22 protein-coding genes and 2 pseudogenes are annotated in these 24353 nt (G+C 66.6%); 13 read left to right on the top strand and 11 right to left on the bottom strand.

Features of this window, described 5'->3' with window-relative positions; all coding sequences use genetic code 11:
- The first annotated feature begins 13 nt into the window (after positions 1 to 13).
- Positions 14 to 325: a hypothetical protein gene (locus tag MKL01_RS25230; RefSeq protein WP_243907910.1), complete on the top strand. Its 312-nt coding sequence runs from the start codon at positions 14 to 16 to the stop codon at positions 323 to 325.
- Between the two features lie 140 nt (positions 326 to 465).
- Here the strand turns inward: MKL01_RS25230 and MKL01_RS25225 are convergent, their stop codons facing one another.
- Positions 466 to 1158, bottom strand: coding sequence for a winged helix-turn-helix transcriptional regulator (locus MKL01_RS25225; RefSeq protein ID WP_243907909.1), 693 nt, complete (start codon positions 1156 to 1158; stop codon positions 466 to 468).
- 99 nt (positions 1159 to 1257) lie between these two features.
- On the opposite strand from MKL01_RS25225, the gene MKL01_RS25220 reads away from it, so the two are divergent.
- The 3 genes and pseudogenes from MKL01_RS25220 to MKL01_RS25210 all read left to right on the top strand — a co-directional run bounded on the left by MKL01_RS25220 (position 1258) and on the right by MKL01_RS25210 (position 3628).
- Positions 1258 to 2049, top strand: coding sequence for a VOC family protein (locus tag MKL01_RS25220; protein WP_243907908.1), 792 nt, complete (start codon positions 1258 to 1260; stop codon positions 2047 to 2049).
- 13 nt (positions 2050 to 2062) lie between these two features.
- Positions 2063 to 2562 (top strand): annotated as a pseudogene (locus MKL01_RS25215) (VOC family protein).
- Between the two features lie 250 nt (positions 2563 to 2812).
- On the top strand, positions 2813 to 3628 hold the full coding sequence (locus tag MKL01_RS25210) for a DUF3658 domain-containing protein (protein ID WP_243907907.1): 816 nt from the start codon (positions 2813 to 2815) through the stop codon (positions 3626 to 3628).
- A gap of 92 nt (positions 3629 to 3720) precedes the next feature.
- On the opposite strand, the gene MKL01_RS25205 is transcribed toward MKL01_RS25210, so the two are convergent.
- Complete coding sequence (locus tag MKL01_RS25205) at positions 3721 to 3984, bottom strand: hypothetical protein (protein ID WP_243907906.1); 264 nt, start codon at positions 3982 to 3984, stop codon at positions 3721 to 3723.
- Positions 3985 to 4276: 292 nt separating this feature from the next.
- Between MKL01_RS25205 and MKL01_RS25200 the strand changes: the two genes are divergently transcribed.
- On the top strand, positions 4277 to 5911 hold the full coding sequence (locus MKL01_RS25200) for an inorganic phosphate transporter (protein ID WP_243907905.1): 1635 nt from the start codon (positions 4277 to 4279) through the stop codon (positions 5909 to 5911).
- A 62-nt stretch (positions 5912 to 5973) separates the two neighbouring features.
- On the opposite strand, the gene MKL01_RS25195 is transcribed toward MKL01_RS25200, so the two are convergent.
- The 8 genes from MKL01_RS25195 to MKL01_RS25160 are packed head-to-tail and all read right to left on the bottom strand — an operon-like array spanning position 5974 to position 13054.
- A complete protein-coding gene (locus MKL01_RS25195) occupies positions 5974 to 7200 on the bottom strand; it encodes a pyridoxal phosphate-dependent aminotransferase (protein WP_243907904.1) in 1227 nt (408 codons plus the stop codon).
- An 8-nt stretch (positions 7201 to 7208) separates the two neighbouring features.
- The gene (locus MKL01_RS25190; protein WP_243907903.1) at positions 7209 to 7907 is read right to left on the bottom strand and encodes a glycosyltransferase family 2 protein; all 699 of its coding nucleotides are present in this window, start codon (positions 7905 to 7907) and stop codon (positions 7209 to 7211) included.
- Positions 7908 to 7911: 4 nt separating this feature from the next.
- Positions 7912 to 8964, bottom strand: coding sequence for a radical SAM protein (locus MKL01_RS25185; protein ID WP_243907902.1), 1053 nt, complete (start codon positions 8962 to 8964; stop codon positions 7912 to 7914).
- Positions 8964 to 10319, bottom strand: a complete 1356-nt coding sequence (locus MKL01_RS25180) for a glycosyltransferase 87 family protein (protein ID WP_243907901.1) — start codon at positions 10317 to 10319, stop codon at positions 8964 to 8966. Before MKL01_RS25180 ends, MKL01_RS25185 begins: the two co-directional genes overlap by 1 nt.
- Complete coding sequence (locus MKL01_RS25175; protein WP_243907900.1) at positions 10316 to 11059, bottom strand: DUF2064 domain-containing protein; 744 nt, start codon at positions 11057 to 11059, stop codon at positions 10316 to 10318. The genes MKL01_RS25180 and MKL01_RS25175 overlap by 4 nt, the downstream gene beginning before the upstream one ends.
- A gap of 20 nt (positions 11060 to 11079) precedes the next feature.
- The gene (locus tag MKL01_RS25170) at positions 11080 to 11598 is read right to left on the bottom strand and encodes a hypothetical protein (RefSeq protein ID WP_243907899.1); all 519 of its coding nucleotides are present in this window, start codon (positions 11596 to 11598) and stop codon (positions 11080 to 11082) included.
- Positions 11595 to 12368 (bottom strand): molybdopterin-dependent oxidoreductase, encoded by a 774-nt coding sequence (locus MKL01_RS25165; RefSeq protein ID WP_243907898.1) that lies wholly within the window; start codon positions 12366 to 12368, stop codon positions 11595 to 11597. Before MKL01_RS25165 ends, MKL01_RS25170 begins: the two co-directional genes overlap by 4 nt.
- Positions 12365 to 13054, bottom strand: coding sequence for a cytochrome b/b6 domain-containing protein (locus MKL01_RS25160; RefSeq protein ID WP_243907897.1), 690 nt, complete (start codon positions 13052 to 13054; stop codon positions 12365 to 12367). Before MKL01_RS25160 ends, MKL01_RS25165 begins: the two co-directional genes overlap by 4 nt.
- A 160-nt stretch (positions 13055 to 13214) precedes the next feature.
- Here MKL01_RS25160 and MKL01_RS25155 point away from each other — a divergent pair, with 160 nt between their 5' ends.
- The 4 genes from MKL01_RS25155 to MKL01_RS25140 all read left to right on the top strand — a co-directional run bounded on the left by MKL01_RS25155 (position 13215) and on the right by MKL01_RS25140 (position 18657).
- Positions 13215 to 14198, top strand: coding sequence for an AraC family transcriptional regulator (locus MKL01_RS25155; RefSeq protein WP_279604873.1), 984 nt, complete (start codon positions 13215 to 13217; stop codon positions 14196 to 14198).
- Positions 14199 to 14968: 770 nt separating this feature from the next.
- Entirely contained in the window at positions 14969 to 16117 is a 1149-nt protein-coding gene (locus MKL01_RS25150; protein ID WP_243907895.1) for a tyrosine-type recombinase/integrase, read from the top strand.
- Between the two features lie 539 nt (positions 16118 to 16656).
- Positions 16657 to 17592: a hypothetical protein gene (locus MKL01_RS25145; RefSeq protein WP_243907894.1), complete on the top strand. Its 936-nt coding sequence runs from the start codon at positions 16657 to 16659 to the stop codon at positions 17590 to 17592.
- 258 nt (positions 17593 to 17850) lie between these two features.
- The gene (locus MKL01_RS25140; RefSeq protein ID WP_243907893.1) at positions 17851 to 18657 is read left to right on the top strand and encodes a hypothetical protein; all 807 of its coding nucleotides are present in this window, start codon (positions 17851 to 17853) and stop codon (positions 18655 to 18657) included.
- A 219-nt stretch (positions 18658 to 18876) separates the two neighbouring features.
- Here MKL01_RS25140 and MKL01_RS25135 read toward each other — a convergent pair.
- A pseudogene (locus MKL01_RS25135) lies at positions 18877 to 19014 on the bottom strand (flagellar protein); the annotation flags it as partial.
- Between the two features lie 263 nt (positions 19015 to 19277).
- On the opposite strand from MKL01_RS25135, the gene MKL01_RS25130 reads away from it, so the two are divergent.
- The 4 genes from MKL01_RS25130 (at position 19278) to MKL01_RS25115 (ending at position 24036) form a co-directional block, all read left to right on the top strand.
- Positions 19278 to 20696 (top strand): DUF5906 domain-containing protein, encoded by a 1419-nt coding sequence (locus tag MKL01_RS25130; RefSeq protein ID WP_243907892.1) that lies wholly within the window; start codon positions 19278 to 19280, stop codon positions 20694 to 20696.
- Positions 20697 to 20749: 53 nt separating this feature from the next.
- On the top strand, positions 20750 to 21226 hold the full coding sequence (locus MKL01_RS25125; protein WP_243907891.1) for a hypothetical protein: 477 nt from the start codon (positions 20750 to 20752) through the stop codon (positions 21224 to 21226).
- An 88-nt stretch (positions 21227 to 21314) separates the two neighbouring features.
- The gene (locus tag MKL01_RS25120) at positions 21315 to 22124 is read left to right on the top strand and encodes a hypothetical protein (RefSeq protein ID WP_243907890.1); all 810 of its coding nucleotides are present in this window, start codon (positions 21315 to 21317) and stop codon (positions 22122 to 22124) included.
- Between the two features lie 322 nt (positions 22125 to 22446).
- On the top strand, positions 22447 to 24036 hold the full coding sequence (locus tag MKL01_RS25115; protein WP_243907889.1) for a DUF927 domain-containing protein: 1590 nt from the start codon (positions 22447 to 22449) through the stop codon (positions 24034 to 24036).
- The last annotated feature ends 317 nt before the right edge of the window (positions 24037 to 24353 follow it).

The raw sequence follows: 24353 nt of genomic DNA, 5'->3' as shown, positions 1-24353 counted from the left end.
GGGAGACGGGATCATGAAGCTGCGCGCGCTCGCCCATTCCCGCACGGGCGACAAGGGCAACACGTCGAACATCGCGCTGATCGCCTACGACATGGCGGATTACGGCCATCTCGAAGCGCATGTCACGGCCAGGCGGGTGCAGGAGCACTTCCGCGAGATCGTGACGGGCGAGGTCGTCCGCTACGCGCTGCCGAAGATCGGGGCGCTGAACTTCGTGATGACGGGCGCCCTTGGGGGCGGCGTGACCCGCTCGCTGGCGCTCGACGCGCACGGCAAGGGACTGGGCTCCGCCCTCCTCGATCTGGATATCCCGGACCGAACCTGAATCGGCCCATGCGCCCGGCATCGAGGCAGCGGCTCCAAACGGGTGATGGGGACGCGCGATGGCGGTCGGCCGCGGGGCGCACGGCAGTGCGCCGGCGAAGGCACGTTGCTGAAGAACGATCAAAGCCGTGACGCTGCTCCTCAGGGAATTTTAGCGGGTAGGGCGAACAGGTCGACGAAGGAGTGCGCCAGAGCGGCCTTGCCCGTGAAGGCGAGCGTGCCGCCCGCGCCGTCTCTGGCGAGGGGCGCCTTGCCGTAGATCGTGCGGCGCATGGCGAGTGTGTCGCCGGTGAAGGCGAGGTCCGGCGCCGCCATGACGCCACGGCTCACCAGGATCTCGCCGCCGGCCACCGTGGCGACGAAATCCTCGCCGGGAAAATGGAAGGCGGCCGCGACGGGCAACGTCGCGGCCTTCGCGCGATCGACGAGGGCCTGCAGCGACATCATGGCCGACGCGGCCGACATGAACAGGCGCGGGTCATGACGTGGGGAGCGCGCGGCCCAGCGACCGAGATCCCGCATCAACGGCGCGGCGTCGCGGCCCCAATCCGTCAGATCGTAGACCTGCACGTTGGCCGGGGACGGCAACCGACGGCGCAGGACGATCCCCGCCTCCTCCAGGCTCCCCAGACGCTGGGTCAACACGTTCGCGCTGATGCCCGGAAGGTTCAGCCGGATCTCGCCGAAGCGCCTGGGGCCGTAGACCAGCTCGCGCATGATCAGCAGCGACCAGCGCTCGCCGATGAATTCCAGGGCGAGGGCGGTGCCGCAGGCATCGTCGTACCGGCGCTCCCGTGGCGGAGAGAGATCACAAGTTATTTTATCTGACTGCATGGTTGCTTTGTGTAACCGAGGATGCAAGCTTGGGTAAAGCGAGGCCCGCGATGTCGCCGCGAGGCGGCCACAGCACCCGTCGTCACGGAGGAACGCCCGATGCCCGTCGTCGAGGGAACACCGATCTGGTTCGAGCTGAACGCAGCCGACCCGGACGCGGCCCAGGCCTTCTACCAAGCGGTCGCCGGTTGGCGCGTCGCCGCCTCGCCGATGCCCGAGCATGGCGGCTACCGCATCGCCGAGGCTGACGGGATACCCGTGGCCGGGATCCGGCGGCCGATGCCCGAAGCCCCGGGCTTTCCCGGTTGGGCGGTCTACCTCGCGACCCGCGATGTCGACGCCTTGGCGTCCCGGGTGATGGATCTCGGCGGCCGGATCCATTTCGGGCCGGTCGATATCCCGCATGTCGGTCGCTTCGCCATGGTGAGCGACCCGCAGGACGTGGTCTTCGCCGTGATGAGCGCCGCGCGCCCGGGGGAGACCCGCGCCTTCGGCCCGGTGCCCCTCGGGACGGCGCCGACCCTCGGCCACGGCGTGTGGATCGAACTCGCAACCCCCGATCCCGATGCGGCAATCGGGTTCTACGGCGCGCTGTTCGGCTGGGAGAAGCTCGGGGCCATGCCGATGGGCGCGATGGGCGCGTACGCCTTCATCGGGCGCGGCGACCTGCGCCCCGGCGCGGTGATGTCGAGCGCAGCGACGGGCGCCCCGGCCCGGTGGAACTGGTACATCCACGTACCGGATATCGATGCCGCACTCGGGACGGTTCGCGAGAGCGGCGGCACGGTGCTCCGAGGACCCGATCCCATTCCCGGAGGCAGCTATTCGGCCATCATCGCCGATCCGGAGGGCAATCGGCTGGGCCTCGCCGGTCCGCGACAGGCGCCATGAGGGGAGACCGGCCATGACGACCGACAAGCTGACGACCTGCCTCTGGTTCGATCGCGGCGAGGCCCGCAAGGCCGCGCAGTTCTATGCCGACACCTTCCCGGACAGCCATGTCGGCGCCCCCATGAACGCCCCGTCGGATTATCGGGGGGCACCGAGGGCGGCGAACTCACGGTCGCGTTCACCGTGCTCGGCCGTCCGTTCGTCGGCCTGAACGGCGGCCCCGCCTTCAAGGCCAATCCGGCCATCAGCTTCATGGTGCTGACCGAGGATCAGGCGGAGACCGATCGGTACTGGGATGCCATCGTGGGCAACGGCGGAGCGGAGAGCCAGTGCGGCTGGTGCACGGACCGGTGGGGCTTCTCCTGGCAGATCACGCCGCGGGCGCTGCTGCGTGCCAACAGCAATCCCGACACGGCCGCGGCCCGGCGCGCCTTCGAGGCGATGATGACCATGCGCAGGATCGACATCGCCCGGATCGAGGCTGCCGTCCGAGGCGACCCCGCCGATGCTTGAGGGCCTCGTCTCCCGCTTCCCGGCCCCCGACGATCCGTTGCCGGATTGGCTGAACATGCGACGCGCGCACCGCGAGACGACGATCACAGGAAGGCGAGCCCCGACCGTCGCGCGCCGGTTGGAACCGGCATCCCGGTGACGAGCCCGGTCGATGGCTTGCCCATCCTCATCGCCCGGCTCAAACCGGGCAGAAAGTGAGACGATGCCGATCGCGGCATGGTCCACGCCGCCCGCCGCGGGAGAGTCCGGAATGTCCGTCAAGGCCGAAACCGTCCACGTGACCGGCGGCGTGAGCCCGGCGGACTCCATTCGCGACGCCCTTCGGTCTCAAGGCTGCGAAGCACGGGTCATCGCGCTCCCCAGCCGCCTGAACTTCGGCCCGATCGACCCGCCGGATCCGGATGCTCGCCAGAGGTGGATCAGAACCGTCCTGCGCTGCGATCCCTACGACGACCAGCGCGAGGCGGAGGAACCCTGGGCGGACGCCACATCGGCCGGCGTGCATCCGGTCTACTGGGTCTGCCTGACAGACGCCGCCGAGCAGGCGAGCTTCCTCGAATTCGCGTTCCGCATGGACGGCCGGCCCTTCGACATCATCGACGCGACGGCCCTCGACTTCGTCACGCGGGACGGCATTCGAATGCCCTGGTCGCTCGGGATCATGCGCCCGGAGGACATCGTCGCGTCCGGCCTGAAGGACAAGCGCCGCACCGTCGAGAGCGCCGAGTGCGCGGCCGCCGCGGCGGCCTGGGCGCGCCTGAGGCGCGAGAATGCACCGCTGCGCGTGGTATGCGACGGCCGCTTGGTCTCGGCTCCGCTGACGCATTTCGACCCCGTTCTCGTCGCCCAGGCGTCCGCAGACTGGGAGCTCGCCGTCAAGGTGGTCGGGCGCGCTCTGCACCATCTCTGCGTCGAGGTCGACCCGCCGGGTCAAGGCGTCAGCGACATCGTCCTGTTCGGACGCGTGCAGGCGCTCGGGGCTGCGGGCGACCTCGAAATCCGAGGGCCCGGACCCGGTCTGCGCGACTTTGAGGTCCGACGGCCCGCCGGCCGGCAGTCGGCCTGAGATGGCTGCGGGCGCTGCACGGTAGCCAGCTGCCCCCGAGGCCGACCGCCAGACCGTCCCGCACCCGGCGGAGCATCCCGACTGGGGACCTCTTAGTCGCGCTCGGGCAGGCGTTCCTCGAGGTGGGTCGCCGCATCCGCGTAGAGCTCGAAGCGTCTCAGCAGGACAGCGCGCTTCTCGGGCTTTCTGGTCTGGTCCATCTTGCCCTTCGCCTTGTCGGCCCGCGCGCGCATCCTCTTGGCGAGCTTCAGAAAAGCCTCATCGATCTTGGTGCTGACGGCCTCGGCTTCCGCCTTCACCGCGTCCTTGTGGTCCGGCAGCGAGCCGGGAAACGTGCTGATCGGCTTCTTCGACATTGCGGGCCTCGATCGGTCTGGCCGTCACGTCCTACCCCATACGCCGCCGCGATGCGACGAGCTTGAAGCGTCTTGGAACCTCTTCTATCGGGCCGGCCTGCGTTCACGGCTGCTGAGATAGAATCATAAACGCCGCTGAGGCGCGCAATAACAGATGAATCCCGTTCGGAGACAATCGATCGACGTCCTGTCGATACCGAAAAATTGACCGCCTGGCGGAAGCACTGTCACGGCATCGTCATGTCGGGATCCTAACGCCCCTGCTCAGCGCTTCACGCACGCGGTGGCCCCCATGTCCGATGCCGTCACAGCCCCTACCGGCCTCGCGACGGGGGCTCCGCCACAAGCGGGGAAGCCCAAGCTCGACCGCGGCATGCATCCCGGCGGCATCATCGCCTTCCTGCTCGTCCTCGTGGCCGGCCTCGGCTACGCGGTGGTGAGCCTGGTCGCCGACATGAACGCCGTTCATCAGGAACCTCTGGCTGTCGGCGCCTTCGTCCTGCTCGGTCTCGCCCTTCTGATCGCGCTGGGCTTCGAGTTCGTGAACGGCTTCCACGACACCGCCAACGCGGTGGCCACCGTGATCTACACCCACTCGATGCCGCCGCTCGTGGCGGTGATCTGGTCGGGCGCCTTCAACTTTCTCGGCGTGATGCTCTCGTCGGGGGCCGTGGCCTACGCCATCGTGACGCTGCTGCCCGTCGAACTGATCCTTCAGGTCGGCTCGGGGGCGGGATACGCGATGATCTTCGCCCTGCTGCTGGCGGCGATCATCTGGAATCTCGGAACCTGGGCCTTCGGCCTGCCCAACTCCTCGTCCCACGCGCTGATCGGCTCGGTGCTCGGCGTCGGCCTCGCCAACCAGCTCATGGGGGGCCAGGACGGGACCTCGGGCGTCGATTGGAACCAGGCGCTCGGCGTGTTCAAGGCGCTGGCCTTCAGCCCGATCTGCGGCTTCGTGATGGCGGCGCTGCTGCTGCTGGCGCTGAAGTTCACCGTGCGGCGCAAGGACCTCTACGAGGCGCCGAAGGGCGACGCGCCCCCGCCCCTGTGGATCCGCGGCCTGCTGATCCTGACCTGCACGCTGGTGTCGTTCTTCCACGGCGGCAACGACGGCCAGAAGGGCATGGGCCTGATCATGCTGATCCTGATCGGCGCCGCCCCCACCGCCTACGCGCTCAACCGCACCATGAACGCCGACGCGACCCCGGCCTTCGTGCAGACCTCGCAGGCCGCCAGCGCCGTGTTCGCCGGCCATGCCGGCCGTGAATCACGCCCCGAAGCGGCCCAGGCCCGCAAGATGGTCGCCGAGGCGTTGAAGGCCAAGGAGCTCAACAAGCCTGAGGTCTACGGGGCCCTCGCCGCGCTCTCCACCGACATCGCGACGTCGGTGAAGAACTACGGCTCGCTCCAGCAGGTCCCGGCCGGGGCGACGTCGAACGTGCGCAACGACATGTACCTCGCCGCCGACGCGATCCGGCTGCTGCCGAAGACCGGCGCCACCTTCTCGGAGGCCGAGACCAAGACCCTCAAGGGCTACACCGAGCTGCTCAACGACGGGACCCGCTACATCCCGGGCTGGGTGAAGGTCTGCGTCGCCCTGGCGCTTGGGCTCGGCACCATGGTCGGCTGGAAGCGCATCGTGGTGACGGTGGGCGAGAAGATCGGCAAGACCCACCTGACCTACGCGCAGGGCGCCTCGGCCGAGATCGTGGCCGCCGGCACGATCGGGCTCGCCGAGCTCTACGGCCTGCCGGTCTCGACCACACACATCCTGTCCTCGGGCGTCGCCGGGACCATGGCGGCCAACGGCTCCGGCCTCCAGGCGTCCACCGTGCGCAACATGGCGCTTGCCTGGATCATGACGCTCCCGGCCGCCATCCTGATCGCCGGCACGCTGTTCTTCATCCTCCGCCGCGTGTTCTGAGGCGCTGGACGAGCGGGTTCCGGCCCTGGACCGGGCGCACGTGCACGAGGACGCGGCGACTTTCATCGGGGGCCGAGCCGGTGAAGGTACTCGTCCAGGATCGCGAGGGCCGGGCCGCAGCCGTGTCGGCCCATGCCGAGGCGCAGGTGGTCCTCGGGCAGCGGCGCCAGCGACGAGCGCCACAGGACCGAGGGCAGCACCAGGAGGCCGACATCGGACGCCACCGCCCGCGCGAACGCCGTCGCACCGGCCGGCCCGCGGAAACGGGGAAACGCGAAGGCCAGATTCCGCGGTTCGTCCGGCTCGAACAGAGCCGGATGGCGGTCGAGCAAGCTGCGCAGGCGGCCGTGGTTGCGCCGGCCGATCGCCCGCGCCCGGCCCGTGAGGCGCGCCTCGGCCCGCACGGCGATGTGCGCCAGGATCTCGCTCGGGCCGGCGAGGCAGCTCGACAGCAGACTCTTGACGTCCAGGATCCTGTCCAGAACACCGCGGTCGCGGCACGCGACCCAGCCGACGCGCAGGCCCGGCAGCCCGAACCCCTTCGACAATCCGTTGATCGAGATCCCGCGCTCGTACAGGTCGACCACGGGCGGCACCGCGCGCTCCGGATCGACGTCGGTCTGGCGGTAGACCTCGTCGTTCACCAGCCAGAGCCCGTGCCGGCGGCACAGGGCGATCAGGTCGGCCAGCGACGCGCGATCCAGGGTCGCGCCGGTCGGGCTGTTGGGGAAGTTCACCAGCACCAGCCGCGTCTTCGGGCGGATCGCGGCGGCGAGGCGGTCGAGGTCGAGGCTCCAGCCTCGGTCGGGGTCGAGGGGCACCCCGCTCGCGGCGCAGAGGCCCGTCACGGCCATCTCCGAGGGTTGATAGATCGGAACCACCGCGACCGCGTGGTCGTCGGGGGCCAACAGCGCGCGCAGGACGCAGGCGACCGCTTCCTGGACGCCGGCACTGAGCAGCACGTCGTCCTGGGCCAGGCCGGCATAGCGGGCGGCGACGGCCGCGCGCATCCAGGAGGCGCCGCGCGGATCGGCATAGCCCAGTTTGACTGTGCGCCAGCGCTGAAGGTCCTCGGGGCTCGCCAGGCGCAGCAGCGCCGCGAGCGGAAGCGTCTGCGCGTCGGAGGCCGCGAGGTCGTGGTGCGTGCAGGCGGCCCAGCGGGTCAGGTATGCCGCCAGGGGGAAGGACCCGGACGGCGCAAGCCCAGGCCCGCGCGGGTCGTCCACGGCGCGTCCGCCGGGCAGGTCGCCCGCGCATCCGGTCATGGCCGCATCCGTGTCGAGTGCCATGGCCGTCCTCAAGCGCCCGGTGTCGGCGTGGCGGCGACGCGCAGGTAGGTCGCGCCGATCCGTGTGGCGGCCCGCAGCGTGCCCCCGAGCGATCCCGCGACCTTCGACGAGCCTCCCAGCCGGCATCGGTAGGGCATCGGCACCTCCCGGATGCGCAAGCGGGCCCGCGCGGCCTGCATCTGCATCTCGATGTTCCAGCCGTAGGTCATCTCCCGCATCGCCAGGCGCTCCAGCGCCGACCGGTCGATGGCCCGGTAGGCGCACATGTCGCTGTAGGAGATGCCGTAACGCAGGCCGATGCCGAGGCCGACGAGCCAGCCGGCGAGCACTTGGTGCCACAGCATCGAGCCCGGCGCGCGCGCGCCGCGGGTGCGCGAGGCGATGACGAAATCATGCGTTCCGGCCAGGACCGGACCGGCGATCGCGTCCACGAGATCGCCCCGGTCGGCGCCGTCCCCGTCCAGGAAGACGATGACGCGGCTGCCGGGAGCCGCCGCGGCCGCCCCCGCCGCGCAGGCGCGGCCATAGCCGCGACCGGCGTCGATGACCCGGGCGCCGGCGGCCCGGGCGATGTCCTGAGTGCCGTCGGTCGATCCGCTGTCGGCGACGATGACGTCCGACGCGTAGGCCGCCGGGATCTCGCGGATCACCGAACCGATCGCCTCGGCCTCGTTCAGGGTCGGGATGACGATGCTCGCCGGGTGCATCGGGTCAGAGGCTCCACCGCAGACCGCAGTTCCGGCACGGGCCCGGTGGCGCGTCGGAGAGGAGCGCCGTGCGGAAGTCGCGATAGGCCGCGCCGTTCCAGATCTCCCGGAGCGTCGCCTGGGTGGCATCGCCCAGCGTGTAGTTGCCGTAGCCCCGCATCGAGAACGGCGCGATGCAGCAGGGCAGCGCCCGGCCGTGGGCGGTGACGTACATCAGCGACCAGGGACGGCGGCAGGTCGTCCAGGCCCGGTCGTCCTGCTTCCTCAGGCTGACCCCGGGTTCGGTGGCGCCGGAGGCATCGAGCGTCACCCCCAGCGCGCGGCCCACCGCTTCGGCCTCGACGATGGCGGCAGTCTCGTCGGCCCGGGTGCTCTCGAAGAGCGACAGGTCGGCGCGGGCCATGCCGTAACCGGCCTCGTCGAACACGAGACGCTGAAGATGCACCTCGGTGACGCCCATCTCGGCCGCCAGCCTCACGAAGGCGGGCAGCTGGTCCACGGTCTCCTTGAGGCCGGTCAGCCACAGCGAGACGCGCGGCGTCGTGGCGCCCGTCGACTTCTGGTAGGCGACAAATTTGCCGACGTCGCGCACGATGCGGTCGAAATAGTCCTTGCCGCGCACCTTCAGGTATGAGTCCCGATCGGCGGCATCGAGGGAGACGCGCAGTTCGTCGAGGCCGGTGTCGATCAGCTCCTGGAAGCGCCGCGGCTGCATCAGGGTGCCGTTGGTGTTGAACAGGACGTAGGTGCCGCGGTCCTTCAGGTAGCGGACCATGCGCGGCAACGCCTTCACCAGCATCGGCTCGCCGACCCCGTGCAGCACGACGCGGGCGACGTCCGGCACCTGGTCGACGATGCGCGTGAACAGCGCCCAGCTCATGTCGGCCGGGGGCTCCAGGGTCTCGAAGGTGCGCGGGCACGTCTCGCAGAGCAGATTGCAGCGGTTCGTGACTTCCAGATAGAGGCAGACCGGTGGGCCCGAGGCCTCGGACGCACGATCGGCGCCGACCTCCTCGAAATAGCGGCGCGGATCCTTGAGCGTGGCGGATGCCGACATCAGACGGTTCCTTCTGAAAGGGCGGCCGTGGCGGCAGCCCGGCTCTGCCAGAGCGCGCGGACGGTCAGGAAAATCGCGGGCGCGAAGACCAGCGACGGCCACAGGAACCGGTCGTTGAACGGGTCGATCAGGAACAGGATCGGCGCCGAGCCGAGCCAGATCGCTGCCGGGACCGGCGCGACCACGGCGGGCAGCGCCAGCCAGGCATAGTACCAAGCGTAGTGCGGGCTGGCCGCGCAGGTCGCGGCCGCGGCCAGGATCGCCGCGCCGTGGCACAGCGCGGCGGCGTCGGGCTCCGTCTGCCGGTTGCGGCCGAAGGCGATCCGGAGCGCGAGGGCGGCGAGCGTGAGGCCGGCGCAGATCAGGTAGGTCCGCAGCAGGCTCGACGGGGCGAGGCCGAGATGGCCGAGCCCCGCGAGCAGCCAGTAGCCGGCCCCGGTGTCGTATCCCTCCTCGGCGCCGTAGGCCCCGGCGAACCCGAAGACACCCCAGCCGGCGTCGAGATAGGCCAGGTATAGGACGGCGATCACCGCCGAGCCGGCGAGCATCGGCAGCCACAGGCGCCCCCCGCGCACGAATGCGGGCGCGACCGCTAGGGGCAGCACCTTCACCAGCGTCGCGGCCCCGAGCAGCGCGCCGGCGAGGCCTTCGCGGCGACGGGTGCGGGCCAGCAGGGCCAGGCCGAGGAGCCCGATCGCCACGGCGTCGACGTGCCCGTCGCACGCGAAGGACCACAGGGCCAGCGGGTTCCAGGCGTAGATCAGGATCCGGGCCGGAGGCAGGCCGGCGCCGCGCAGGACGGCGAGCATCGCCAGCATGCCCAGGGCCTCGAAGCCCAGCATCGCGAGTTTCATCCCGATGACGCTGCGCGACACCTGCCCGACGGCGGCGAAGATCAGCTGGGCCGCGGGCGGGTAGATCGTCCGGGCGTAATCCTTACGGTTGATCAGCGGGTAGACCGCGGGGTCGCGCAGGCGCTCCAGGGCCGGGTCGGCCGGGATGTAGCGGTAGGGGTTGATGCCGGCGGCCTGAACCTGTCCGTCCCAGACGTAGCGGTAGAGGTCGCTCGAGAGAAACGGCGGCTCCGGCAGCAGCGCGGCGCGCATCGCCACGGCGATGCCGAGGATCGTCCAGAGCGCCGGGCGCGGGAGCCGCTCCCGCAGCACGAGGCGCACGGCGACCAGGTAGACGACGAGGCCGATGGCGATCACGCCGACGAAGACGTTGGCACGGGCCGCAGAGCCGACGGTGTCGGCACCCGGGATGTGGATCGCCAGGGCGCCGATGTTGATGGCTGCCAGCAGCAGGCCGAGCAGCGTGAGGCGGCCGGACGGGCCGGCGAGGAGCCGGATCACGCCGACACCGCTTCGGAACCACGCGCGAGACGGGCCAGGACGGCGCGGGTCGCCGGGGCCGCGGAGCCGGCGGTCTCGGTCGCGAGACGCGCCAGCGCGGCCGCGTCGTCCACGTCGTACCAGGGCTCGAGCGCGACGAGATCGAGGGCGATGTCCCGGGCCCGGGCCCGGGTCGCGGCGGCGACGGTGTCGGTGCTCCACGCGATGTCGGCGAACAGGCGGGCATGGGCCCGCTTCAGGCCGAGGATGTAGTAGCCGCCGTCGTCGCAGGCGCCGAGCACGCCCCGCTCGCCCGGTGCGAGCAGAATCCGGGCCGCCTCGACCAGCAGGCGCGTCGGCAGCGTCGGGACGTCGGAGCTGAGCACGCAGGCCGCCGGGTGGCCACGGTCGAGCATGGCTTCGAGAGCCTGAAGCAGGCAGCGGCCGAAGCCCTCGACGCCCCCGGGGACCGGACGGCTTCCGTCCGCCAGCAGGAGCTCCGTCCCGGGCGCGAGGTGGGGGGCGATCATCGTCTCGGCGCCCGGCGGCGCGAAAGCCGCGTAGGCGGCGATGGGCGCGGAGCGCGCCGCTTCCCGGATGTTGCCGGTCGTGTCGCGCAGGAAGGCGGCGCTCAGGGTCGCGGCCTGATCGGGGGTGAGCGGCGGGCACAGCCGCGTCTTGGAGCGGCCGCTCTGCGGCGCCTTGGCCATCACGCCGATCGCGCAGGTCGCGGCTGTCCCGGAATTCGCGCCTCGTGCCATCTCCGGAGTTCCTGCGCTGCTCAGTGGAAGGGCCGGACGATGCCGAGGCGGATCGTCTCGTCCGGCGGGATCTCGGGGGCGGAGCCGGGCGTGAAGGTCGGCAAGGCGTGCAGGCGCTCGGGCGTCAGCCCCATGAGGGCGACGTGCTCGCCAAGGACCGCCACCGCCTCGGCGGGCACGGCCACCGAGCGCGATCCGAAACCGCGCCAGTCGACCCATCTCAGGCCGAGCCAGCCCAGCCCCAGCGTGCCGTCGAGGCGCACGACCAATGCGGGCCCGCCGTCGGCGCCGCGGACCAGCCCCGTCACGCGGGCGAGGACGGGCTGTGCCTCCTCCGGCTGGAGCAGCAGGCGCCCGGCGAGATCGCCGACGCGCACCGGCTGGGGAAAGCGGTTCGCCGCGCGCCCGGCCATCTCGGGGGCGGTCATACCGGGCTTCGGCATGTGGTCCGGGGCCGGCGATGGGCCCGCCGTCTGCGCCTGCGCCGAGGTGGCGAGCACCAGGGCGAGCAGGTGGGCGGCACGCGCGCGCGCCGTCACAGGCCGGCGAACCAGTTGAAGCCCCGGCGCTCCCAATAGCCACCGGGATAGGCATTGGTGACTTCGATCGCCGTGATCCATTTCGGATTCTTGTAGCCGAGCTTGACCGCGGTGCGCAGGCGCAGCGGATAGCCGTACGGGTCCGGCAGGGTCTCGCCGGCGTATCGGGTGGCGAGCAACGTCTGGGGGTGCAGCGCGCTGGCCATGTCGATGCTGCTCGGGTAGTCGTCCGCGGTCCTGAAGGCGACGTACTTGGCGGTGAGATCGGCGCCGATCCGCTCCAGGAAGGCGCGCAGGGGCACGCCCGACCACTGCCCGATGTAGTCCCAGCCCTCCACGCAGACGTGGCGGACGATGATCTCGCGCTCGGGCAGATCCGCGATCTGGCGACGCGTCCAGGATCTCTTGTCGGAGACGAGGCCGCCGAGTTCGAGCCGCCAGGCGTCGCCATCGACCGGCTTCACGTCCTCGACGTCGTAATAGGCGTTGAAGCGCGGCGGCTTCAGCACCTGCGAGGCCGGGTATTCGGGCGCGAGCTTCTGAGGATCGAACAGGGCGGCCTGGACGCCGTCGTTGAAGTCCGAGACGGCCCGGAGCGCCCGCCCGACCGCGCTGGTGTCGGTCACGTCGCAGCCGGTCAGCATCGTGAGCGCGCCTAGCGACAGCCCTCCGCGCAGGAGACCGCGACGCTCGATCTGCCTGACCAGCGGGCGATGGTCATCGAGGATGCCGGCATCCGGCACCACGCTGGGGCGGAAGGGCGACCTCATCGGACAGCCTCCTTCAGCGGCCCGGGCGACGATGGCCGGCGCACTGGGCCTCCGGTCAGCATCGCCCACAGCGTCCGCGGCACCAGCAGCGCGAGCGCGACGTGGATGGCCAGGAACCCGACCAGGATTGCCATGCCGGCGAAGTGGACGAGGCGCGCACCCTGGAAGCCGCCGAGGAGGGCGACGAGGCCGGAGAACTGGACCGGCTTCCAGATCGCCAGGCCGCTGACGACCTGGCTGATGCCGGCCAGGATCGCCACGATGTAGAGGATCTTCTGGACCGCGTTGTAGGTCGTCAGGTCCTCGTGCGCGAGCTTGAGCCGCAGCGTGTCGCGCACCGTCAGGACGATATCGCGGGGGCGGATCGGCAAGAGGCGCTCGCGCAGGCGTCCGGTCGCGAGACCGTAGATCAGGTACGCGGCGCCGTTGGCGGCCAGCACCCACATGGCGGCGAAGTGCCAGAGCAGGCTCTCGGCCGCCCAGGAACCGATCCGGATCGCCTTGGGAAAATAGACGCCGTGGAGGATCACGGAATCGTCGTAGATACCCCAGCCGGAGCCGATCAGCACGACCATCGCGGCGGCGTTCGTCCAGTGCATGATCCGCACCGGCCAGGGATGCAGCCGGCCGAGCAGGGCCTTAGGCTGCGGCGGCACGGTTCTCGCTGCGCCCGGCGACTCCGACATCACCGATGTCCGGACCGACGACGATCAGGCGTCCGGCCGGCATCCGCGCGGCCGTCAGATATCCCGAGCTCATGCCGAACCATGATGCAAACCCCTGATCGATCTTGCCGCTCAGCGCCGGTCTTCACCGATATTTTCGAGGCTCATTCCGAAAGGTAAGATGTCGAAGACCATATTGGCAAATCTGCTCTCGACCTTGGCGGTCGAGGTTCACGCTTTCGCCCTGTGCGAGATCCAGTCTGGCTGGAGGTTGCACAAGCAAGGTCTGGATGACGCACTGCTCATCCATTACGTCCTCGCGGGCACCGGCACGATTGTGGTCGGTGACCAGTCGCCGATTTCCTTCGGGCCGAACTGCATGGTGATCCCACCGCGCGGCGTTCCTCACTCACTTGGTTTCGCGGGGGCTCGTCATGCGGTTACAGCCGGCGACGCCCTCCGGGTGCGGCCCGATGGCCTCGTCGCGCTCACGGCCGGCGACGGAAGCCGCGACATCCTGCTGGCCTGCGGCGCGATCTCGGCGCGGTACGCCGGCGCGCTCGGCCTCTTCGACCGCCTGCACGGCGCGCTGGTGGAGGACCTCTCGGACGACGGCCGGCTGCGGCACGCCTTCGCCTTCATGATCGAGGAACTGGTCCAGCCCGGGCTCGGCACGCAGGATGTGACGAGCGCCCTGATGAAGCAGTGTCTCGCGATCCTGCTGCGGGTCCATCTCAGGGAGCGCGGCACGCAATCGCCCATCTTCGAAGCGTTGCGCGATCCGCGGCTCGTGCCCGCCGTCGCGGCGCTCCTCGACGCCCCGGGCACCTCTCACACGGTGGACAGCCTCGCCGCGCTGTGCGGGATGAGCCGGTCCGCCTTCGCCGAGCAGTTCTCCGCCACCTTCGGCGAGGGGCCGATCGCGTACCTGCACCGGGTCCGGATGCGCCTCGCGGCACGGTTGCTGACGACGTCGCCCATGCCGGTGAAGGTCATCGCCGCCAGTGTCGGATACGCCAGCCGAAGCTACTTCTCGCACGCTTTCACGGCCGCCTACGGGACAGATCCGAGTGCCTACCGCAGCCGGTACGCGGACGTGGCCGGCGCCGCGGAGCCGCCTCCCGACGCGATCTTCGACGTTGCCGCAGCGATGCCGGATGACTAGGCCCGCGGCCCGTTGCGATCTCTGCGGCGCGGTGAGGAGAACCATCGGATCTATTGTCATCGCTGTTCCGCTGCAGTCTTGCCGAGAGCAAGCCTGCGGGGAAGCCGGATGACGTGCGCTATCGTGCAAATCGGGTGCTGCCCACCAACTCCGCGGCGGCTGGAGCATGCGTGGAATGCCGAAAACGCTGCGGGTGCTCGAAGCGCCTCCGCAGGCCGCGCCGGCAGGACGAAAGGATTGCTCCCGCTACGGATCGCGGGGGGATCGGACCGGTGTTCCCGGACATCGGTCTGCGCGGCGAGACGGGGCGTCGCGTTGCCGGCATAGGCGCCGGACAGCTTGCGCTCGATCTCGAACCCTCGGCCACGCCGCGTCGGGAATCACCGCGCGACGGTCGTCAGTTCCTGACGCCGCGAGGACGCCGCCTGCGAAGGGACGGGCGGCCCGCTCCGCGTTCGAGCGCGCGTGCACCCGGTCGGAGGTGGGTCCTACCGCCCTGACGCACGACGATCTCAGTCGCGGATACTATCGGCTTGCTTGGAATTCGCTGCGGCCCGGCGACGGACTGCCAGATGCCTGTCAGGCTTGGTGGGCGCACTAGGGTTCGAACCTAGGACCCGCTGATTAAGAGTTTGAAGTTTTTGTGTCCCGCCTCATTCCCGATAGACCCGCTGTTACTCGCGCTCTGGGATCTGATTACCCGTTTTTACCTTGGCGAGACCCACTCGTCCCGCTAGGATGGTTGCTAGTTCGGGCCCTAGCTACCAGCCATGCCAGACGCCAAGCGCATCACCAAAACCGCCGTCGAGATGATCCTCCCAGGGCAAACCCTTTGGGACGCCGAACTCAAAGGGTTCGGCGTGCGCTGCCAGCGTCGCGATCGAGTCTACGGTCTGAAATACCGTCTCCACGGCCAGCAGCGCTGGTTCACCATCGGCAAGCACGGCTCGCCTTGGAGCGCCGATCAGGCTCGACGCGAGGCGAAACGCTTGCTCGGGCTGGTCGCCGCAGGCGAGGATCCGGCCAGGAAGAAGGTGACTGATCGCGTCGCCCCGACCGTCGCTGAGTTGGCCGACCTGTTCCTCGGCGAGCACGTGGCGGCCAAGAACAAGGGCAGCACGCACCGCGAGTATGAGCGGCTCGTGAACCGCATCGTCAAGCCGTATCTCGGACGACGCCGGGCGGAGGACGTCACGCACGAGGACGTGCGCCGCCTTCACGTCGAGTATCGGGCGACCCCCTACCAAGCCAATCGGACCCTAGCCCTCCTCTCGAAGATGTTCGCGTGGTCGGGCCGGCGCGGTGAGCGCAACCCTTGCCTCGGGATCGAGCGGTTCGGCGAGAAGAAGCGCCGGCGGTATCTCTCGGCGGTTGAGCTGCAGCGGCTCGGGGCAGCCCTCGATAATTTCGAGCGTGACGGCGGTGTCTCGCTTTACCCCTTGGCGGCGATCCGCCTGCTGCTGCTCACAGGCGCACGGCTCAGCGAGATCCTGACCCTTCGCTGGGGCTGGGTCGACCGCGAGCGGGCGTGCCTGAGCTTGCCCGACAGCAAGACCGGGGCGAAGGAGATCCACCTGAGTGAACCGGCGCTTAGAATCTTGGCCTCGCTGCCCCGGGCGCTCGACAACCCGTTTGTCATCGTCGGGCAGAAGATCGGCGCGCACCTCGTCAACCTGGAGAAACCGTCGCGGTGCGTTCGGGCGCAGGCCGGCCTCGACGACGTCAGACTGCATGATCTCCGGCACTCCTTCGCCTCGATCGGGGCTGGCGCTGGTCTCGGGTTACCGATGATCGGCGCCCTCCTCGGGCATACCCAGGCGGCGACCACGGCTCGCTATGCCCATCTCGCTGCCGATCCACTCAAGGCCGCCAACGAACTGATCGGCGAGCATCTCAACCGGCTCATGAGCAAAGCGTAGCTGTTCGACGGACGATTTGTAGTTGCCGTGCTGAAATTGCTCCCCTACGGTAACCGCAGCCTGCAGCGCTGAAACGCTCCCGTGAGGAGAGCGCGAGTTGGCCGATTCACAGCGATTTTTGCCGCCGAGGCTCTTCTCGGCTTGGTGAGTATGTAGCTGATCGTCGTTCCTGACGGTCAGGTGCCCGCTTGCCTTTGCAACTGTGATCGGGCGGGCGGTGATGAACAAGCATACTACAATTGGATCGCGCTCACGCGCAAAGACAGTATTGTCTTGCGATGACCCGTTAGGTGATCCGGTTTCGGCGCTCACGGAGCGGAACATCTGCACTGTTTGTGGTGCCAACGAGGTCCTGCTAACCGAGTGGGACCTGGCCCGGCGGCAACAAAAGTCGGTCAAAACCCTCCGCAATCATCGCGTTAGCGGTATTGGTGTCGTATTCTTGAAGCTGAACGGGTCGGTTCGCTACCGTCTTTCAGACGTGATCGCAGATGAGAACGCTAGCCTTCGCACCAGCACCAGCGATCGGGGACGTTGAGATGTCTCGATCTTCATCGCGCCACAAGCTTTGTAACAAGACGGTTCTCGTCGAGACGACAAAGAGCCGGAAACCTCCGCCGTTGGCGGGTGGGAATAGCGCCGCCCAAGCTGAACAGAGTTCACCCAAGCGTCTTGGGAAAGGTCCGTTATTAACTTCCTGTTACGCTCTGCCCGAAACGGCATCGACGACCCAGGCGGGACAAAGTAATTTCGCGGAGACGGATTTAGCCGAGCGGCCGTTGAACCCTCCCTGTTTCGTGGAGACCGAAACAACCGACGCTGAACCGACTCCCGAGGCGCCCGTTCCGCCAGCCCTGGTCGAGGCCATCGAGCGGAGCGTGGGTTTCGATGGGACGGGCTTCTTCGCGAACCGCCGGGACCAGCGAGTCGAGATGACCGGGACAGCCTATGAGCTGCTCAAGGCCCTGCGGGCGGGCGGCGACGCGGCGATCAAACTGGCGATCGATCGCTTCCCGCCGGACCTGCGGCAGCGGGCACCCTCGCCCAAGAAGCCCGAGCTCCTCGCTGTCCAACTCACGGCCAAGCCTGGGACGACCGAGCAGCGGAAGGCTTGTTCTGCCCTCGCCTCGCTCCTCGTGGTTGCCCAAGCGGAAGGGGTGACGGTCGAGCGCTACCGCGAGTGGGCCAGCGGGATCGACCTGGCCGATGCCGAGGTCCAGGCGAAGAAGATCCGAGCCGCGCTGAAGGCCACGGCCCCAGACGAGTTCGAGGGCGACCAAACCCCGAAGACGCCGGTCTACGAGGTTCAGGTGGCGGTGCTCGTCGACGGGAAGCGGAAAGAGGCGGTCCGGGTGGTGATCGAGGACCATCAGGCTGGCGAGCTCTGCGCTTCCATCGCGCAGGCAAAGGCCACGGGCGACCTGACGAAACTCGGAAACGACATCGCTGGCGCCTCAGATGCCGGCCACGTTTGATCAAGGGCTCCGAGCGGCCAAACAGCGGGTACGATCCGTCACGTAAAATTCAATTGTATAAACCGATATGCTTGAGTTGCTAAGTTCTAAATCTATAATCCTGCAATTTGATAGACTTTGAAGTGAATTGATATGACGGACGCTCCACCGCCAATAGTTGAATTTCAGTTTGAGACCGAGGAAAAATCCCGGAGGGAGGATGCCCTGCGGGCCCGACGGATCCGCCGGGTCCTCAGCACGCCCGGTCCGACCGGCTGGTTGAACCTGAAGGACCGCCTCTGGGTGGCCAAACAGCATGTCCCCAGGGTGATGCCGCCGGCGATCGATCGGAACGCCGCCAGCGACCTCGCCACGCGGCTCGAGGCCGGCCTAACGAACCCGTTCTCGCCGATGACCCTGGCCTCATCTTTGAAGATGCGCAACATCCGGATCGGTCTGAACAGCCATCTGCTCGATGCATTCGCACCTTTTGCCGACGACGCGCTTCGCACCGTCACGGTGATCTACGCGGGCTGGGCCTACAGTCCGGCAACGCTCGACACGGTCACCGCCGCACAGCTGAAGCGGCAGTTCCTCCAGCATCTGAACCGGGCGGGGGTGAGCGCGATCCCAGGCCCCCTATTCGCGGTGCTGCACGGTGAGTACGAGCCCCGCAGCGGGATCTACCAGATTCACTTCCACGTCGTCACGACGGTGGCTAAGGCAGCTGCGATGGCGGCGGGGCTGCGCGCGTCGAAGATCCAGAGCTACGTGAAATCGGCTTCAAGGGCCTCCCCAGTGCGACGTGAACGAGTTCGCGATCGGATCCGGCAGTTTTTCTATCTTGCGAAGGCGTACTGGCCCGGCAAGCCGGTGGTGCTGATCGACGGCAAACCCAAGCGGCTGCGGGAACACCACCGGATCCCCGAGCCCTTCGCCACTCAGGTTCACCTCTGGCTCGACCGCCAGCGCTTTGCCGATTTGGTTCTCCTGCAGGGCAGTTGGTCCCCACGAAACGGCGGCACCCCGGCGATGAGGTCGCAATATTTATTCGTGCTGGGGGCGGGTGGAGGATGTGGCAGTTGAAGCGATCTTGGGTTGATTTGAGGCTGACGAGGGGCGGTTTGAGGTCAACTGGGAGGAGTAGAGGGCTGGCTCGCTCGTCGGCTTCACAATGCTGGTGAAGGCGCTGGCAGCCTGCGGACTGACGCGGTTGGTGTTGTAAGCTCAGCCATGAGAACCTTTGTCGGCGAGCGCGTCGGGTGGGCGCCTACTCGGCCGCCGCGTCATCGACGATGCTGATGGTTACCGCAGGAACTGGAGCATACCCACCTGCGCGGCATTGGCTAGGGAGAGCGCCGAGATGCCCATCGACTGACGCGTCGACAGTGCCTGCGAGTTCGCGGCCTCCTGGTTGAGCTCGGCATTGGTCAGGTTGGCCGAATGCCGGTCGAACATCAACACTTCTACCGTCTTCTAGGGAAAGCGTAGCCATAAGAACTTGGGCCTCCGCTTGCCAAAGCCAAAGGGGCGCGCTAAATCTTGTAGTAGCCCGTCACGCACATGAGCTCCGGTCTGGAGGCGCTGGCGAGCCGATAGCAATGCATTCTTGGGTCGAGGTTCGCCTCGGCTGTGCGGGTTGCTGACAGATCGTTCTAGTGACGGTCCGCAGAGAGCCCGTGTTCGCAACTGCTGTCGGGCGGGCCATGACGAAGTATCCCATCAGCGAACCGTTCATTAAGCGCGCTGACCCAAAGCGGTTGGTCGTCGATACGCCGCGACTATTGGTATCGTCGTCCCACCAGGCAGCATTGAACTCGATAGTTGACCTCACGCAGATCGTGCTCGACGCCGAGTTCGCGGGCGGTGCCCACCTGACCTTCACTGACGGCGCGTTTGAGTGGTTCGGAGGAACACACTGGGTACGCTTGTCTGAAGAACAACTCGGTCGGATTGTGCTTCCCTACATCCTACGCGGCGGCTCAACGCGCCAGCGAGTTCCCGCACAGATTCGCGAGCTCATCACGATCTTGCGCCACGCGAGCGCAAGCCCGGTCCGCGATCGCGAGACTGAGTCGCCTCCAATCATCAACATGGCGAACTGCGAGTTGTGGTTTGATGCGACGGGGAAGACCACACCGCAGCCTCACGATCCCAGATCGGATTTGCGTTACTGCCTCCCGATCGCTTACGACCCTGATGCGCGCTGTCCGCGTTACGATCGCGCATTGGCGGAGATCTTCTCGGCTTCGACCGACCCCGCCGCCCTCATCGCGCTTTGGCACGAGATCACCGGATACCTGATCCAGCCACTCCGCCGTCGAGCATTGATCATCGTCGCCCTCGGTCGAGGACAGGATGGCAAGAGCGCGTTGGCCGAGACCCTCGTCCGCGTCCTCGGTAGTTCGCGGGTGATGGCGATGCCGGTCGGGGATCTCACCGGCAGCCGCTTCGTCGTTGCCAGCTTGGCCGATAAGGCGCTGTTTCTCGATCCCGACATGGCTGCTGGCACCACCCTGCCAGACGGTCTTCTCAAGCAGATGGCCGAAGCCACCACCATGACGGGCGACCGCAAATTCCGCGAGCCCATCACCTTCAGGTCAAGCGCTGTTCCTCTTATCGTAACCAATCACGTGCCGCGCCTCGTCGATGGGGAGCGGGGATTTCGCCGCCGGCTGATCGTGCTGCCGTTCGAGCGGCATTTCGGCGACGGTGAGGTCAATAACAACCTCTTTCCGGAGATTTATGCGAACGAGATGCCTGGCGTCCTCAACAGAATGCTTGAGGGACTGCATCGCGTGATCACGCGGGGTTGGCAGTTCGATCTTCCATGTCCAGTCACACGACTGACTGAGGCTTGGTGGCAGGCGGCCCGCAGCACAACTAATTCGCATGCTAGCACGCGAACTGTGGATCAGCTGCTCAAAGGTATCAGTAAATCTGACGAATTATTCCTACAGCCGGATGCTACGATAGTCGAAAGTCAATATGTAGATAACAAAATCAGTAAATCAAAGTCAGTTCAAAATTCTATGCTAATTAATTTGCAAACATGTCATAATACATCCAGACTTAACATTGAAATTAAATCCGATCGAAGCATAGAAATTTGCTTGAACAAATAGATCTGCAGTCAATATCCAATCGCGTCTGGTCCTTGTTGTGGTTTGGAGCACTCATGTCGATAAGCGCGCGTCTCAATGATATACAAAAAAAGGCTGTCGCGATGGGGCGTAATCGGGAAGCCGCTCTCGCCGTGATATTGCCGCGCTTAATGGGTGCCGTCTTGAGGTATGGACACCTCAAGTATGATCGAGACAGCATTCGCGGCGCATTCGTAGCGAGCGAGGCGATTGACGTGTGGGTGCAATCCCACCGGCACTATGTCTATCTCTCGGTACGCTATTTAAGGCGCATCCAGGTTTTCAGCTGCCGGATATACTCCGATGGTGGCGGAGACACTCTCAACCAGCAAATTTCGATCATTGGCTGGGATCGCAGTGTCAGCAACCGCGGCTGGCAGTCGGTGATATTCGACCGATTCGATTACGATTCAGGCTGGCTGCTCAACGTTCCGCAGGAGGTGATCGTCCCCAACGTCGTCCGCGCTCTCAATCAATACATTGAAGCGCATCCGCAGCGACATGTGCAGTAAATCAGCGACAGGAGGCTCTCATGATCCCAGCCTCCACCCGCAATAACCCTCGTAAAAACCCTTGAACGTGTTGAAAGGGGCAGGATTGATGGGTGATCGCTTCCGCTTGCCGCCCGATTTCGAGACCTTTCCAGCGGCCAAACTCGAGCGGGAAACCCTCGCCGGCCAGCTCGGGCGCAGCCACGTTCCAGGGGCCTCCGAACTGTCGAAACGCTTGGGGGCATGCTTCCGGGACCGGCGGTGCGGCTCCGGGGCTTGCCGGGTGTGCCAGCGCAAGGAGCGCAAGATCCTGATCCGGGCAGCTAATGTGGGCCTTCCGAAGGATCGCCCCCTGCTGCGGATCTCGTGGGTCCCACGGGGCGGCGTGATCCCGCTCGGGGGCCTGGCGGGGTTCGACCTCAGGCGGTTCATCGCGAGCCGCCTGCGGGCCCTACAACGCGCCCTGCCGGGCATCACGGCGTTCGGGGGCGTCGATGTTTCCCTGAACACCTTCGAGAACGGCACGCCGGTTTGGGTGGTCCATCTGTACCTGCTGATCGAGGCGGCGGATTCGAAGCTTCTGCGGGCAGCGATCCGAGCCCGCTGCCGCGGCGAGCCGTCCGCTCCGCGGCCTTTCCATTTCCAGAAAGTCAGTAGGGCAGGGCGAGCAAAGGTGTTCAGCTACGCGCTGAAACCGGCGTTCTACAAACGCTCCGGTTTCATCGACGCCACTGGCCGAGCAAACACACGGCCCCAAGCCCTGCCGGCCGGGGCGGCCGTAGAAGCCGCGCTGTTCCTCGATCGCTGGCCCCTGCAGCGCCGCCTGATCCTACACGGTATGCGCCTCGTTCGCGGGCGCGACGGGCTGCGACTCGTGCGCCGTGACGGCGGGCACAGTCGTCGAGGGTCGAGGGCGTGAAATTGGCGGATGGCCGCCAGAGGCTCTCAACGGGCGGTTTGAGGGCGTCGAGGGGTCGGTTGAGGGCAACGCGGAGGATGAGGGGGGAGATTTCGAGGGCAGCGGCAGCAACACTGCACCACGCACGCATACCAATTAACACGCGGGCGCCGCAAAAGGTGGGACAGGTGGGTCGGTGGGACAGTCTAAGCAACACAAAAACGGGCAGGAAAGATACGAGATGACTTCGTCCATCCGGAAGCGCCCGGCTCGTCAGCGGCGATCCCGTGATCCTAAAGGCCCCCGTCAGCGTCCCGATCTAGTCAGGACAAAATACACCCCGGTGCACAGCGGTCCGCGCATTCTCGATGCCGTTCAAGATCAGCATGGCGCAAACTGGTTTCGCTATGGGACCGACAAGCGCTCTATCTGGTTCGCGGTGGCCGACCTTGTTACGGCACAGGCACGGGTATTCGGTCGCCTCGCCGCGATCAACGCGCGCGTATTGACGCCGCGATCCCAAACCGCGTTTAAACAGGAGATCGAAGATCATGCCACCTTCCGTGACGCACTGGTCGCCACACGCCCAGGCTGGCTTGAAAACCACTTCGTATTCGGCGACGGTTCGGTCATCTCTCCGAAAGGCGATGGCCGGGAGATCATCTTCGCTTTCGAACCGGACCGACGGTTCAAGCCCCGGGGCACCCTGGCGGATTGGCAGAAGAGAGTTGATCCCTTCGTCCGGCAGCAAGCCCTCGCTCACTTCGCGCTAGCCTTCGCCCTCGTAGGCCCATTGCTCCGCTTCATCGCCCGCGGCCAACTAAATCCGCAAGCCGAATTAGTCGGTGATCAGGAAACGGGTAAATCCGCGATCGGCGTGCTGGCGTCTTCGGTCTGGGCTGGCGACCCCGACAGTGACGTAGGGGGTGGGGAGAGCCTTGACGCCACATTCAACTCTTTTGATGAAGTAAAGTCTTTCCGTAGCGACAGCGTCGTATTCTTCGACGAGGCCAATTTGGTCGGCTCATCGGCCGGTCAGCGCTCTGATTTTCTGCAGGATTTAATCTTCAAGAATAGCTCGAATCGCGGCAAGCGGCGTATGGGCGATCCAACCGCACTGGAAACCGCGAGTCTCGCTATCCTGAGCACTACCAATATCCCGCTCAAAGATTTGGTCAATGGAGAGAATGCCAGGATCCGCGCGATGCATTCGCGTCTGATCACGATCATGCTCGCGCCCGATCGGCCGTACGGCGTGCTCGACACGGTGCCTCCGGGTTACGCGAGCGCTCGAGACGCCATCGAGGCGATGCAGGCCGCTGCTGACGAATGCTGGGGCACGCCGGCTCGAAAATTCGTGGCCAAGCTGGTTCAAAGAGCCAATCGTGATGAGGATCGCCTTCAGCGCCGTATAGCGAGGGACATCGCTCGTGCTCGGCAAGCCCTGGCTGACGTTCCCGGTTCGGCTCGCGTGAAGAAGACGCTAGCCCTAGTAGCGGCTGCGAGCGGTCTCGCCAGTGCATGGGGCGTGTTCCGGGAGGCATGGGGCTCGCCGACGGCGATGATCGACGCAATCTTGCCGCTCACGGGGGCTGGCGGCCTCGCCGCCTCGATCTCACCGATCGGACGCGTTCGATCCTATGTCGAGCAGCATCGGGACGGGCTCATCGAATTGCCCGACCCAATCAAGCCCGTACAAATCAAGGTTTTCGAGTCTTGCGCGGGGTTTCTCAGACATCACAAGGGACGCACCGAGTTACTCATCCCAGGAGACCGTCTCCGAGCAGAATTCCATGATCACGAAACGATCATCCACGCTCTAAATCAGGATGGGAAAATTAGAACAGAAAACGGAAAGCAAAAAAAACTCACGATCAAGACCCCTCGAGGAATGTGTATTGGCAAGCGTGTTTATTGTATATTCATCGATTGAAAGCCCGATCTCATCCCGCGCTCAGAGGGCCTCACGCGAGAACAGATCACCAACGAGGTTCATTTTGGATCGGCGCTCAAGCGCCACGAAGTTGCAGAGTTCGAAGCTATAGGCACCGCCCCTCGGGCGAATTGGCAGTATTAATTTGTCAAGTGACCTTTCAAAGAAGGACTGCACGAGCCAGTCGATCCATGCAGTCCGAACTTAGTCGATACTAAGTGTTAGGAGTTTTGGTTGATAGCTCAACCTCGACGCCCATGCTGTGGAGTCGCCCAGCGAGCAGCCTCATGATCGCTGAGATCAGCGCGACAGCCTCC

The sequence above is a fragment of the Methylobacterium sp. J-070 genome (genome assembly GCF_022829385.1).
Lineage (GTDB): Bacteria > Pseudomonadota > Alphaproteobacteria > Rhizobiales > Beijerinckiaceae > Methylobacterium.
The sequence above is the reverse complement of the archived record's forward strand: the minus strand, read 5'-3'. Positions and strand labels throughout refer to the sequence as shown.